Source organism: Streptomyces sp. Z26, from assembly GCF_003665095.1.
In the GTDB taxonomy this organism is placed as follows: domain Bacteria; phylum Actinomycetota; class Actinomycetes; order Streptomycetales; family Streptomycetaceae; genus Streptomyces; species Streptomyces phytohabitans.
Genome location: NZ_RCHV01000002.1, coordinates 1,921,256 through 1,934,857, shown reverse-complemented (window position 1 = coordinate 1,934,857; position 13,602 = coordinate 1,921,256). Strand labels below are relative to the sequence as shown.

At 74.0% G+C, this 13,602-nt stretch carries 9 protein-coding genes and 1 pseudogene; 9 read left to right on the top strand and 1 reads right to left on the bottom strand.

What is annotated here, in order from left to right; all coding sequences use genetic code 11:
* Positions 1-234: 234 nt before the first annotated feature.
* The 7 genes and pseudogenes from D7M15_RS08500 (at position 235) to D7M15_RS08465 (ending at position 11,139) form a co-directional block, all read left to right on the top strand.
* Complete coding sequence (locus D7M15_RS08500) at positions 235-1,455, top strand: sarcosine oxidase subunit beta family protein (protein ID WP_121516936.1); 1,221 nt, start codon at positions 235-237, stop codon at positions 1,453-1,455.
* A 109-nt stretch (positions 1,456-1,564) separates the two neighbouring features.
* Positions 1,565-4,776, top strand: a pseudogene (locus tag D7M15_RS08490) (sarcosine oxidase subunit delta).
* On the top strand, positions 4,769-5,488 hold the full coding sequence (locus D7M15_RS08485) for a sarcosine oxidase subunit gamma family protein (protein ID WP_121516933.1): 720 nt from the start codon (positions 4,769-4,771) through the stop codon (positions 5,486-5,488). Before D7M15_RS08490 ends, D7M15_RS08485 begins: the two are co-directional and overlap by 8 nt.
* Before the next feature lie 8 nt (positions 5,489-5,496).
* The gene (locus D7M15_RS08480; protein WP_121516932.1) at positions 5,497-6,585 is read left to right on the top strand and encodes an S-(hydroxymethyl)mycothiol dehydrogenase; all 1,089 of its coding nucleotides are present in this window, start codon (positions 5,497-5,499) and stop codon (positions 6,583-6,585) included.
* Positions 6,582-7,235, top strand: coding sequence for an MBL fold metallo-hydrolase (locus D7M15_RS08475; RefSeq protein WP_121516931.1), 654 nt, complete (start codon positions 6,582-6,584; stop codon positions 7,233-7,235). The genes D7M15_RS08480 and D7M15_RS08475 overlap by 4 nt, the downstream gene beginning before the upstream one ends.
* 145 nt (positions 7,236-7,380) lie before the next feature.
* Positions 7,381-9,849, top strand: a complete 2,469-nt coding sequence (locus D7M15_RS08470) for an FAD-dependent oxidoreductase (protein ID WP_121516930.1) — start codon at positions 7,381-7,383, stop codon at positions 9,847-9,849.
* Positions 9,850-9,936: 87 nt separating this feature from the next.
* Positions 9,937-11,139 carry an aromatic ring-hydroxylating dioxygenase subunit alpha gene (locus D7M15_RS08465; RefSeq protein ID WP_121516929.1) on the top strand — a complete coding sequence of 401 codons (1,203 nt, stop codon included), beginning with the start codon at positions 9,937-9,939 and terminating at the stop codon, positions 11,137-11,139.
* 27 nt (positions 11,140-11,166) lie between these two features.
* Here the strand turns inward: D7M15_RS08465 and D7M15_RS08460 are convergent, their stop codons facing one another.
* On the bottom strand, positions 11,167-12,693 hold the full coding sequence (locus D7M15_RS08460; protein WP_240649190.1) for a cytochrome P450: 1,527 nt from the start codon (positions 12,691-12,693) through the stop codon (positions 11,167-11,169).
* A gap of 192 nt (positions 12,694-12,885) precedes the next feature.
* On the opposite strand from D7M15_RS08460, the gene D7M15_RS08455 reads away from it, so the two are divergent.
* Together D7M15_RS08455 and D7M15_RS08450 are read left to right on the top strand one after the other, a co-directional pair.
* On the top strand, positions 12,886-13,125 hold the full coding sequence (locus D7M15_RS08455; RefSeq protein ID WP_127201720.1) for a hypothetical protein: 240 nt from the start codon (positions 12,886-12,888) through the stop codon (positions 13,123-13,125).
* 47 nt (positions 13,126-13,172) lie between these two features.
* A complete protein-coding gene (locus D7M15_RS08450) occupies positions 13,173-13,505 on the top strand; it encodes a YnfA family protein (protein WP_121516927.1) in 333 nt (110 codons plus the stop codon).
* Positions 13,506-13,602: the final 97 nt, after the last annotated feature.

Here is a 13,602-nt window from a genome sequence, read left to right as displayed (position 1 = left end):
GCGTACGCGGGCACGGTGCGCCGACGCGCCCGTGGCCGCGCCGGATTTTGCCGGTGAGGGGTTGACGCCGAACCGTGACCCTCCTCCATACTCGTGCTCGCAGTCGTTTCACATGAAGAACTGTGTTGCGTAATAAGAAACATCGGCAGTTTCGGTTCGCCACCCGTGACCCGCTCCTCCTGCACCCCACTCCCTGCCTGGACCTGTCCCTCGCGCTGACAGAAAGGCCCGTCCATGGCATACGCGGCCCCCTCCGAACACCCGGACTCCCTCTGGCGCAACCCCGACCCGCGACCCACGTACGACGTGGTGATCGTGGGCGCCGGCGGGCACGGTCTGGCCACCGCCTACTACCTCGCGAAGAACCACGGGATCACCAACGTCGCCGTCCTCGAACGGGGTTGGCTCGCGGGCGGCAACATGGCCCGCAACACCGCGATCATCCGGTCGAACTACCTGTGGGACGAGAGCGCCGCCCTCTACGACCACGCCCTCGACCTGTGGGAGGACCTGCCCGCCGAGCTGGACTACGACATCCTGTTCAGCCAGCGCGGCGTGCTCAACCTCGCGCACGGCCTCCAGGACGTACGGGACAGCGTCCGGCGCGTCGAGGCCAACCGGCTCCAGGGCGTCGACGCCGAGTGGCTGACCCCGGACGAGGTCCGGGAGTTCTGCCCGATCGTCAACGTCTCGCAGGAGGCGCGCTACCCGGTGCTCGGCGCCACCCTCCAGCGCCGGGCGGGCATCGCCAAGCACGACCACGTGGCCTGGGCGTACGCCCGCGCCGCGGACGCGCTCGGCGTCGACCTGATCCAGAACTGCGAGGTCACCGGCATCACCGTCAGCGGTGGCCGGGTCACCGGCGTCGAGACCGACCGCGGGCCGATCGCGGCGGGCCGCGTCGCGCTCGCCGCCGCCGGGCACTCGACGCTGCTCGCGGAGATGGCCGGGTTCCGACTGCCCATCCAGAGCCACCCGTTGCAGGCGCTCGTCTCCGAACTGCTCGAACCGGTGCACCCGTGCGTCGTCATGTCCAACGCCGTCCACGTCTACGTCAGCCAGGCGCACAAGGGCGAACTGGTGATGGGCGCGGGCGTCGACCAGTACAACTCGTACGGCCAGCGCGGTGGTTTCCACGTCATCCAGCAGCAGATGGCGGCGGCGCTGGAACTGTTCCCGCTGTTCGCGCGGGCGCGGGTGCTGCGCACCTGGGGCGGCGTCGTGGACGTGTCGCCCGACGCGTCACCGATCGTCGGGCTGACCCCGGTGGACGGGCTGTACCTCAACTGCGGCTGGGGGACGGGCGGTTTCAAGGCCACCCCCGGCGCGGGCTGGGTGTACGCGCACACCATCGCGCACGACCGGCCGCACCCGCTCAACGAGGCGTACACGCTGGAGCGCTTCACCACCGGCGCGCTCATCGACGAGCACGGCGCGGCGGCCGTGGCGCACTGACGCTCCGTACCCCCGCACCCGTACCCCGTACCGGCGCGGCTCCGTACCGAACCGCTCCGTACTGCACCGAACAGCACTGCACTGCACACGGACGAGCACTGGAGACACCATGCAGCTGATTCCCTGCCCGTGGTGCGGTGACCGGGACGAAGTGGAGTTCCACTACGGCGGTCAGGCGCACCTCGCCCACCCGGCGGACCCCGACGCGCTCAGCGACGAGGAGTGGGGCGCCTACCTCTTCCTGCGGGACAACCCGAAGGGCTGGTTCACCGAGCGGTGGAGCCACGCGGCGGGCTGCCGCCGCTGGTTCGACGTCGTCCGGCACACCGTCACGCACGAGGTACGCCCCGCGCCCGCGACCCCCGCCCCCGCCGCGCCTGCCCCCGCCGGAACGGTGGTCGCCCCGTGAACGCCCGCCGCACCCCAGACGCCGGTCGCGTCGACCGCGCCCGCCCGCTCACGTTCACCTTCGACGGCACCCCGTACACCGGCTACGCGGGCGACACCCTCGCCTCCGCCCTCCTCGCCAACGGCGTCCGCGTCGTCGCGGCCAGCCTCGCCCACGGCCGCCCGCGCGGCGTGTACGCGGCGGGCGTCGACGAGCCCAACGCCCTGGTCGGGCTGAGCCCCCGCGCGCCCGGCCCCGACGGGCCGGGGCACCCGGCCGAGCCGATGGCGCAGGCCACGGCGGTCGAGCTGTACGACGGGCTGTGCGCCGTGTCCCTGCGCGGCAAGGGGCGGCTGGACCCCGACGACCCGGGTGACCACGGGCGGCACGACGCCACGCACGCGCACTGCGACGTGCTCGTCGTCGGCGCCGGTCCGGCCGGGCTCACCGCCGCGCGCGCGGCGGCGGCCACGGGGGCCCGCGTCGTGCTCCTCGACGACCAGCCGGAGCTGGGCGGCAGCCTCCTCGGCACCCGCGAGCGCGTCGCCGACCGGCCCGCGGGGGAGTGGGTACGGCGCACCGCCGCCGAACTCGCCGCCCGCGCCGAGACCACCGTCCTCACCCGCACCACCGCCCTCGGCTGCTACGACCACAACTACGTGGTCGCCGCCGAACGGCAGCCGCCCGCCTCCGGCGGCGGTGGCCGCCTGTGGCAGATCCGCGCGCGCCGCGTCGTGTTCGCCACGGGTGCGCACGAACGGCCGCTGCTGTTCGCGGACAACGACCGGCCGGGCGTGATGCTGGCGGGCGCGGCCCGTACGTACGCCAACCGGTACGGGACGCTGCCCGGCAGCCGCGCCGTGCTCGCCGTGAACAACGACAGCGCGTACCCCGCCGCCCTCGAACTCGCCGACGCCGGGCTGGAGATCGCCCGTGTCGCGGAGGCCCGCGACCGCGTGCCCGCGTACTGGGCGGCGCTCTGCGCGGACCGGGGCATCGAGGTGGTGGCCGGACAGGTCGTCGTCGGCAGCCGCGGCGGCCCGGACGGCGCCGTCACGGCGGCGCTGCTGGCGCCGCGCGAAGCGGGCGGTACGGCGGGCACGGGCGGCACGGCGGGTGACCCCGAGGCCGTCGACTGCGACCTGCTGCTGGTCAGCGGCGGCTGGAACCCGGCCGTGCAGCTGCACACCCAGGCCGGTGGCCGTACGCGCTACGACGAGCGGCTGTGCTGCCACGTCCCCGAGGACCCCACCGCCGGTGGGACCCCCGGTGGCCCGCCGCGCCGCGTCGTCGGGGCCGCGCGCGGTCTCGTACGCCTCCGCGACTGCCTCGCGGACGGCGCCGCCGCCGGTGCCGACGCCGCCGCCGAACTGGGCCTGACCGCGGGCCAGTCGCCCCGCCCGCCCGGCGCGTGGGAGCCGGAGCCGGAGCCGCCGCTGTGGCCGCTGCCCACGCGTACGGACCTCGGCGACCCGGCCGCGCACTACGTGGACCTGCAACGGGACGCGACCCTCGCCGACATCGAACGGGCTGTCGGCGGCGGCATGCGCTCCGTCGAGCACGTGAAGCGCTACACCACCATCGGCACCGCCCACGACCAGGGCCGCACCTCCGGCGTCACCGCCGCCGCGGCCACCGCGGGCGTGCTGGGCGTGCCGCTGGCGGAGCTGGGCACGACGACGCACCGGCCGCCGTACACCTCCGTCCCCTTCGCGCTGCTCGCGGGCCGCGCGCGCGGGCGGCTGCACGAGCCGGTGCGTACGACGCCGATGCACGGCTGGCACGTCGCGCGCGGCGCCGTGTTCGAGGACGTCGGCCAGTGGAAGCGGCCCCGCTACTACCCGCTGCCCGGCGAGGACATGGCCGCCGCCGTGGACCGCGAGTGCCGCGCGGCCCGTGCGGGCGTCGCGGCGATGGACGTGTCCACCCTCGGGAAGATCGACATCCAGGGTCCGGACGCGGGCGAGTTCCTGAACCGCGTCTACACCAACGCGTTCGCCAAGCTCCGTGTCGGCTCCAGCCGTTACGGCCTGATGTGCACGGCCGACGGCATGGTCTTCGACGACGGCGTGACCATGCGCCTGGCCGAGGACCGCTTCCAGCTGAGCACCACCACCGGCAACGCGGCGGGCGTCCTGGACTGGCTGGAGGAGTGGCTCCAGACGGAGTGGCCCGAACTGCGGGTGTTCTGCACGTCCGTCACCGAGCAGTGGTCCGGCGTGGCCGTGGTCGGCCCCCGCTCCCGTACGGTCATGTCCCGGCTGGCGCCCGAACTCGCCCTGGACAACGACGACTTCCCGTTCATGGCGTGGCGGGACGCCGAGGTGGCGGGGCTCCCGGCCCGCGTCGCGAGGATCAGCTTCTCCGGCGAACTCGCCTTCGAGGTCTACGTCCCCGCCTGGCACGGCCTCGCCCTGTGGGAGGCCGTCATGGCGGCGGGCGCGGACGAGGGCATCACGCCGTACGGCACGGAGACGATGCACGTGCTGCGCGCCGAGAAGGGGTACGTGATCGTCGGCCAGGACACCGACGGCACCGTCACCCCGCAGGACCTCGGCATGGACTGGGTGGTGTCCAAGCGGAAGGACTTCATCGGCAGGCGCTCGTACGCGCGGGCCGACACCGCCCGTACGGACCGCAAGCACCTCGTCGGGCTGCTGCCCCGCGACACCGCCGAGCTGCTTCCCGAGGGCGGGCACGTCACGGCGCCCGGCACCGACCCGGCGGGCCCGAAGCCGGTGCCGTCGCTCGGGCACGTCACCTCCAGCTACCGCAGTGCCGCACTCGGCCGCACCTTCGCGCTCGCGCTGGTACGCGGCGGGCAGGACCGGATCGGCGGCACCGTGCACGTGCCGCTCGGCGACCGGCTCGTGGCCGCCGAGGTCACCGAACCGGTCTTCTACGACAAGGAAGGGAGCCGCAGGGATGGCTGACACGGTCACGACACTCCCCGGCGCGTCCGCCCCGGCGGCGCCCGTACCCACCGCCTCCACCGACGCCCGCAGCTCCCCGCTCCTGCACCGGGCGGAGGAGCTGGCGCGGGCCGGGCGGCCCGGACCGTACGGCGTGGAGTTGCGGGAGGTGCCGTTCCTCACGCAGTTCAACGTGCGGTACCGGCCGGGCGGCGGGCGGTCGGCGCCGGACGGCTTCCCGCTGACGCCCGGCCTGCCGGGCACGCCCAACACCGTGCGGCGCGGCGACGACCGTACGGCCCTCTGGCTCGGCCCCGACGAGTGGCTCGTCGTCGCCCCGCCCGACGCGCACGCCGCGACGGAGGACGCGCTGCGGGCGGCGGCGGAGGCGGTGCGTACGGGCGCCGCCGAGGGGGACGCGGGCGGCGCGCGGGTGGCGTACACCGACGTGTCCGCGCACAGCACCGCGCTGCGGCTCGGCGGCGCCCGCGCGCGCGACGTGCTGCGCAAGGTCTGCGCGATCGACCTGCACCCGCGCGCGTTCGGCGCGGACGCGTGCGCGCAGACGCTGCTGGCGCGCGGCGCGCGGGTGCTTCTGGTGGCGGACCCGGAGCCGGACGGCTTCCTCCTCTTCGTCCGCGCGTCCTTCGCGGACTACGTCACCGACTGGCTCCTGGACTCGATGGCCGAGTACGCCGTCGGGGACGGGCAATGCACGAACGACGGAAGGTAGAGCGGGACATGGCTCAGTCTGTTCGCGGTGTGGTGGCTCCTGGTCGTGGTGAGGGGGTTCGTTTGGAGTGGGTGGTGGTGCCTGATCCGGGGCCGGGTGAGGCGGTGGTGAAGGTCGAGGCGTGTGGGGTGTGTCACACGGATCTGCATTATCGGGAGGGGGGTATCAACGACGAGTTCCCGTTCCTGTTGGGGCATGAGGCGGCGGGGGTGGTGGAGTCGGTGGGTGAGGGTGTCACCGAGGTGGTGCCCGGGGATTTCGTGATCCTGAACTGGCGTGCGGTGTGTGGGAGTTGTCGTGCGTGTCGGCGGGGTCGTCCGTGGTACTGCTTCGACACCCACAACGCCGCCCAGCCGATGACGTTGGAGGACGGTACGGCGTTGTCCCCGGCGTTGGGGATCGGGGCGTTCGCGGAGAAGACCCTGGTCGCGGCGGGGCAGTGCACGAAGGTGGACCGGGTCCCGGCGGCGGCCGCGGGGTTGTTGGGGTGCGGGGTGATGGCGGGGATCGGTGCCGCGGTCAACACCGGGAACGTGGGCCGGGGCGACTCGGTGGCGGTGATCGGTTGTGGTGGGGTCGGTGACGCGGCGATCGCGGGTGCGCGGCTCGCGGGGGCGTCGCGGGTCATCGCGGTGGACATCGACGCGGGGAAGCTGGCCACGGCCCAGGCCATGGGGGCGACGCACACCGTGAACGGGCGGGAGCGGGACGTGGTGGAGGCGGTGCGGGAGTTGACCGGTGGCCACGGTGCGGATGTGGTGATCGAGGCGGTGGGCCGTCCGGAAACGTATGAGCAGGCGTTCTACGCCCGTGATCTGGCGGGGACGGTGGTGTTGGTGGGGGTGCCGACACCGGAGATGCGGCTGGAGTTGCCTTTGTTGGAGGTGTTCGGGCGGGGTGGGTCGTTGAAGTCGTCGTGGTACGGGGACTGTCTGCCCTCGCGTGATTTCCCGATGCTGGTCGACCTGTACCGGCAGGGGCGTCTGGATCTGGACGCGTTCGTGTCGGAGACGATTCCGTTGGGTGCCCAGGAGTTGGAGAAGGCGTTCGAGCGGATGGCGGCGGGCGAGGTCCTGCGTTCGGTGGTGGTCCTGTGAACAGCCCACACCAGGCCGGGGGTTCGGCCCGGATCGAGCACCTGACGACGTCCGGGGTGTTCGAGTTGGACGGCGGGTCGTGGGAGGTGGAGAACAACGTGTGGCTCGTGGGTGACGACCGTGAGGTCGTCGTCATCGACGCCGCCCACGACGCGGAGGCCGTCCTGGCCGCCATCGGAGACCGCACCCTCCGCGCCATCCTCTGCACCCACGCCCACAACGACCACATCAACGCCGCACCCGCGCTCGCCGCCGCCACCGGCGCGCCCGTCCACCTGCACCCGGCGGACGAGGTGCTGTGGAAGCTGACGCACCCCACGCACCCGCCCGGCCGCCACCTCGCCCACGGCGACGAAATCACCGTCGCGGGCGTCCGGTTGACGGTGATCCACACCCCCGGGCACGCCCCCGGCGCCGTCTGCTTCTACGTGCCGGAGCTGGGCACCGTCTTCACCGGCGACACCCTCTTCAACGGAGGGCCGGGCGCGACGGGCCGCTCGTACAGCGACTTCGACACCCTCGTCACCTCCATCCGCGACCGGCTGCTCACGCTCCCGGACCGTACGGCCGTCCTCACCGGGCACGGCGACAGCACGCTGATCGGCGCCGAGGCGAAGTCCATCGACGACCTGCTCGCCGGACCCCGCTGACCCCACCGAGACCACCGAGACCACCCGCCTACCCACACCCCGGGGCCCGCCCGCCCCGCCCCGTACGGGCAGCGGGCCCCCGCATGTCCACCAGGCGTTGCGCATACCGCAGTTGACGGCACATACCGAAACAGGAGGGTCGACCATGGCGGCACAGCCCCGCATCGTCATCATCGGAGCCGGCATCGTCGGCTGCGGTCTCGCCGACGAGATCACCGAACGCGGACTCACCGACGTCACCGTGCTCGACCAGGGCCCGCTGTTCGCGACCGGCGGTTCCAGCTCGCACGCGCCCGGACTGGTCTTCCAGACGAACGCGTCCAAGACGATGACCGAGTTCGCGCAGTACACCCTCCGCAAGTTCGCCTCCCTCGACCTGGACGGCGCCTGGTGCCTGCGGCAGCTCGGCTCGCTGGAGGTGGCCGGTTCCCCGGAGCGCTGGGCCGACCTGAAGCGGAAGCACGGCTGGGCCACCTCGTGGGGCACCGAGGGCAGGCTCCTCGCCCCCGACGAGTGCGCCGCGCTCCACCCGCTGCTCGACCCGGAGCTGGTGTACGGCGGCCTGCACGTGCCCGACGACGGCCTGGCCAAGGCCGTACGCGCCGGGGAGGCCCAGGCGCGCCGGGCGATGGGGCGCGGCGCGCGGTTCGTACCGCACCAGGAGGTGACGGGCATCGAGCAGGAGCACGGCCGCGTCACCGCCGTCGTCACCGGCGACTCGCGGTTCCCCGCCGACATCGTCGTCTCCGCCGCCGGGTTCTGGGGCCCGAGGATCGGCCGCATGGTCGGCCTGACCGTGCCGCTCGTACCGCTCGCCCACCAGTACGCCAAGACCGGCCCGTTGGACGTGCTGCGCGGCGCCAACGACGCGTTGAGCGAGGCCCGGCTGCCCATCCTGCGGCACCAGGACCACGACCTGTACTACCGCGAGCACGGCGACCGCATCGGCATCGGCTACTACGGCCACCGCCCGATGCCCGTCTCCCTCGACGACGTCCTCGCCCCCGGCGAGGCCCCCGAGATGCCGTCCATGCTGCCGTTCACCGCCGACGACTTCGCCCCCGCGTGGCGGGAGAGCGTACGGCTGCTGCCCGACCTGGCGGGCACCGAGGTGACCGAGGGCATGAACGGGCTGTTCTCCTTCACCCCCGACGGCATGCCGCTGATGGGCGAGCACCCCGAACTCGCCGGTTTCTGGCTGGCCGAGGCGGTCTGGGTGACGCACTCGGCGGGTGTCGCCCGCGCCACCGCCGAGTGGCTGGTCGACGGCCGCCCCACCACCGACGTGCACGGCTGCGACCTGAACCGCTTCGAGGACGTGCAGCTGACCCCCGACTACGTCATGGAGCGCGGCTGCCAGAACTTCGCGGAGGTGTACGACATCCTCCACCCGCTCCAGCCGATGGAGAGCCCCCGCCCGCTGCGGGTCAGCCCGTTCCACGTACGGCAGCGGGAGCTGGGCGCGTACTTCCTGGAGGCGTCCGGCTGGGAGCGCCCGCACTGGTACGAGGCGAACGCCGCCCTCCTCGACTCCCCGCTGATGGCGGGCGTCGACATCCCGGAGCGCGACGCCTGGTCCGCCCGCTACTGGTCGCCGATCGCGGCCGCCGAGGCGCGGGCCACCCGGGAGCGCGTGGCGCTGTACGACATGACGGCGCTGAAGCGGATCGAGGTCACCGGCCCCGGCGCGCTCGCGTTCCTCCAGCACCTGACCTCCAACAACCTGGCGAAGAAGCCCGGCGCCGTCACGTACACGCTGCTGCTCGACGAGACCGGCGGCGTCCGCAGCGACCTGACCGTGGCGCGGCTGTCCCGCGACCGCTTCCAGATCGGCGCGAACGGCAACCTCGACCTGGACTGGCTGCGCCGCCGCCTCCCCGAGGACGGCACCGTGCAGGTCCGCGACACCACCGCGGGCACCTGCTGCGTCGGTGTCTGGGGCCCGCTGGCGCGCGCCCTCGTGCAGCCGCTGACCCGCGACGACTTCGGGCACAAGGCGTTCGGCTACTTCCGCTGCCGCCGGACGGCGATCGGCAACGTGCCGGTCACCGCGATGCGCCTCAGCTACGTCGGTGAGCTGGGCTGGGAGCTGTACACCACCGCCGACCTGGGCCTGAAGCTGTGGGACACGCTGTGGGAGGCGGGTCAGGAGCACGGTGTGGTCGCGGCCGGCCGCAGCGCCTTCAACAGCCTGCGGCTGGAGAAGGGCTACCGCTCCTGGGGCCACGACATGACCGCCGAGCACGACCCGTTCGAGGCGGGCGTCGGCTTCGCCGTACGGATGGAGAAGGACGGCGGCTTCGTCGGCCGCGACGCGCTGGAGGGCCGCAGCGAGGCCACCGCGCGCCGCCGCCTGGCCTGCCTCACCGTCGACGACCCGTCGCGCACGGTCCTCGGCCACGAGCCGGTGCACGTCGACGGGGTGCCCGCCGGGTACGTGACGAGCGCCGCGTACGGCTACACCGTGGGCACGACCGTCGCGTACGCCTGGCTGCCCGCGGCGGCAGCGGTGCCCGGGACGCCCGTGATCATCGAGTACTTCGGGGAGAAGGTCCCGGCCACGGTGGCGGCGGAGCCGCTGTTCGACCCGGCCATGGAACGCATCCGCCGCTGACGCGCCCGCCGCTGACCCGCGACGCACCGGCCACCCCGACCGCACCACCCGTACCGCTCCCCGCCTTGACGACACACGAGGTGCGACATGACCACGACCACCGGCATCAACGGCTCCTCCGGCGGCGCCCCCGGCCCGTCCGGCGAGCCCGGCGCGCGCGCCCTGCCGGACAGCCTCATCCCGACGCTGCCCGGCCACCACTACACCGACCCCGACGTCTTCGCGCGCGAACAGCGGCACCTCTTCGAGCAGATGTGGTTCTGCGCCGTGCGCTCAGCCGACCTCGCGCGGCCCGGCGCCTTCCGTACGGTGCCCGTGGGCCGGGAGAGCGTGCTCGTCTCGCGTTCGCGCGGCGGCGCCGTACGCGCCTTCCTCAACATCTGCCGCCACCGCGGCGCCAAACTCTGCACCGAGCCGGAGGGCGAGGTGCGGCGCAACTTCCAGTGCCCGTACCACGCCTGGACCTACGACCTGGACGGCAAGCTGATCGCCGCCCCCAACCTGACGAGCATGCCGGACATCGACCGTACCGAGTACGGCCTCGTGAAGGTGCACGTGCGCGAATGGCTCGGCTACGTCTGGGTGTGCCTCGCGGACGAACCACCGTCCTTCGAGGACGACGTGATCGGCGCGGTCACCGCACGCCTCGGGGACGCGGACGCCGTGGACCGCTGGGACGTGGAGTCGCTGGAGCTGGGCCGCCGCGTCACGTACGACGTGCGGGCCAACTGGAAGCTCATCATCGAGAACTTCATGGAGTGCTACCACTGCGCCACCATCCACCCCGAACTCACCGAGGTGCTGCCGGAGTTCGCCGACGGCTTCGCCGCGCAGTACTACGTGGGGCACGGCGCCGCGTTCGGTGACGAGGTCAGCGGCTTCACCGTGGACGGCGGCGACGGCCTGGACACCCTCCCCGGCGTGGGCGCGGACCAGGACCGCCGCTACTACGCGATCACCGTACGGCCGCAGGTGTTCCTCAACCTCGTGCCCGACCACGTCATCGTGCACCGCATGTATCCGACGGCCCCGGACCGTACGCGCGTGGAGTGCGACTGGCTCTACCTCCCGCAGGTCGTGGCGGACGGCCGGGACCTGACCCGTTCCGTGGAGCTGTTCCACCGCGTGAACGAGCAGGACTTCGACGCGTGCGAGCGCTGCCAGCAGGTGATGGGGTCCCGCGCCTACCGGCACGGCGGCGTCCTCGTGCCCAGCGAGCACCACATCGGGGAGTTCCACGACTGGGTACGCGCGCGCTGCGGCACGGACGGGCCGCCGCCACCGGCCTGACGGCGGGGCCCGCCGCCGTACGGTCGCTCAGCGCGGCCGTACGGCGAACCGCAGCGCGAAGTGGTCCAGCGTCGCGGGCAGCGGATCTTCCGGCCCCGGCAGCGTGCCGGGCGCCGGGGCCGCGTCGTGCCGCGCCAGCAGCCCGGCGAGGGAGGTCGCGGACGCCAGCAGCACCACGTCCCGCCCCGGACAGCGGCCGGGACCGGCGCTGAACGGGACGAGGCCCGGCCACGGCGCCTGCGTACCGCCGTCCCGCCACAGCTCGGGCGCGAACCGGTCGCCGTACGGCGCGGCCCGCTCGCCCCGGTGCAGGTACGGCGTGTGGAGCAGCACCAGCGTGCCCGGCGGCAGCACCGCGTCGCCGCAGGGCGCGGCGTGCGTCGTCTCGCGCAGCAGCAGCGGTGTCGTGGGCCACAGCCGTACGGTGTCGAGGACGCACGTCCGGAGGAAGCCCAGTTCCCACGGCGGATCGCCCGCGCCCGGCCCCGGCGCGTCCCCGGCGCCCGTACGGTCCGCCTCGTGGAGCGCGCGCTCGCGGTGGTCCGGGTGCGTACCCAGCACCGCCAGCGTCCGGAACACGGCCATGCCCGCGGCGTCGAACGCGAACAGCCAGTGCGCGACCTGCCCGTACGGGTCCACCGCGTCCGGTCCGTACGCGTCCACCGCGTCCGGTCCGTACGCGTCCGGTCCGTACGCGTCCGGCGACTGCCGGGGCAGCGAGCCCGCCAGGCTCTCGGGGTCGGCGTGCGCGGCCCGCTCCCGCAGCCGCGCGAGGAAGCGGGCCCGTACGGCGCGGTGCTGCGGCGCGAACCCCGCCCAGTTCCCGGCGCCGCGCAGCCGGGCGAGCAGCGTGATCAGCTCGGTGTCGTCGCGGGCGGTGTCGCCGAAGACGGTCCGCCGTACGGCCCGCCACCACGCCGCCTCGAAGGAGGCCCAGTCCAGCGATCCGCCACCGTCATGCCCGTCGTGCCCGTTCCCGCCGTCCCCACCGTCCCCGTCGTGGCCGGTGGCGGGGACCCGCCCGAAGCGCCCGGCTGACGCCTCCCGCGCCAGGCCGGACAGCTCCTCGTGCACCGCCGACTGGATACGGGCCGCCGCCCGGTGGAACTCCGCGCCCGGCTGGAGCGCCGCCTCGTTCACCCGCCGCCGCACCGTACGCAGCTCGCCGGGCTCCGTGACCAGCGAGCCGTGCGGCTGGAACCGCCGCAGCGCGCCCCGTTTCTCCGCGGTCGCCGGGCTGAACGGCACCGGCGTCCCCTCCAGCACGCGCCGCGCCTCCTCGGGGTCGAGGACCAGCGCCACGCGCCGCCCGCCGAGCGAGCAGGCCAGCACGCCCGCGTCGTACCGGTCGCGCAGCCGCGCGAGCAGGTCGACCGCGCGGCGGTCCCACGCGAACCGTTCGGCCAGTGCCATCGCGCGCGGCCGACGCAGCACCGGCCCCTCCGCCACGGCGGGCGCGAGCACGCGCAGCGCGACGCCGAGGGTGTCGGCCGTGCTGAGGTGCCGGGCGCGGACCGTGCCCGTGCCCCGCGGGCCCGTGTCCGTGCCGCTCACGCGCACTCCCCGGCGTTCCCGTTCCGCTGCCGTACCCGACCGGTCGTCGCCCTCCGCGGCATGGTGCCTCCGTCCGTCGCCCGCGCCCGCGGACCCTCCGCGCGCCTGACGTGCCGCACCGGGTTCCACGCCGCGCCCCGTCCGACACGGGCCCTGACCTCCGGGTCGGGTGGAAGGTCTACGGTCGGTGGCGTGAGCACGATGCGGATCTCCCAGCTCGCCGCGCGCCCCGGCGTCCCGGCCATCACGCCGCGCTCCTACGAGAGCGCCGAACGGGCCGGTGCCGTCGCGGAGTCGGCCGCCACCGAGCAACGCCGCTGCCCCTTCCTCGACTTCGTCCCGCGCCTCGACGGCCCCCGCCTGCGCCTGCGCGTACAGGCGCCGCCGGAGGGGACCGCCCTGCTCGCGGAGGTGTTCGGCCCGCCCGTCTGACCGGCGCCCGCCCCGCCCCCACCCCTGCTCGCGGAGGAGTCCGTACCGTGCTCGTCGCCCGTTCCGTCGCCCTGTTCGCCGTCGCCGCGCTCCTCGAGATCGGGGGCGCCTGGCTCGTGTGGCAGGGCCTCCGCGAGCACCGGGGCTGGGCCTGGGTGGGCGCGGGCGTGCTCGCGCTCGGCCTGTACGGGGTGGTGGCGACCTTCCAGTCCGACGAGAACTTCGGGCGCATCCTGGCGGCGTACGGCGGGGTGTTCGTGGCCGGTTCGCTCGCCTGGGGCATGGTCGCGGACGGCTACCGGCCCGACCGCTTCGACGTCGTGGGCGCGCTGGTCTGCCTCGTGGGGATGGCCGTCATCATGTACGCGCCCCGCGGCTGACCCGACCCCTCCCGGCCGACCTCCCGGTACCGGGAGGTCCTTCGCCGTGCCCGTGCGCCAGCGGGGCGGCGTGCGCGGGCTGTTGACAAAGCCGGAA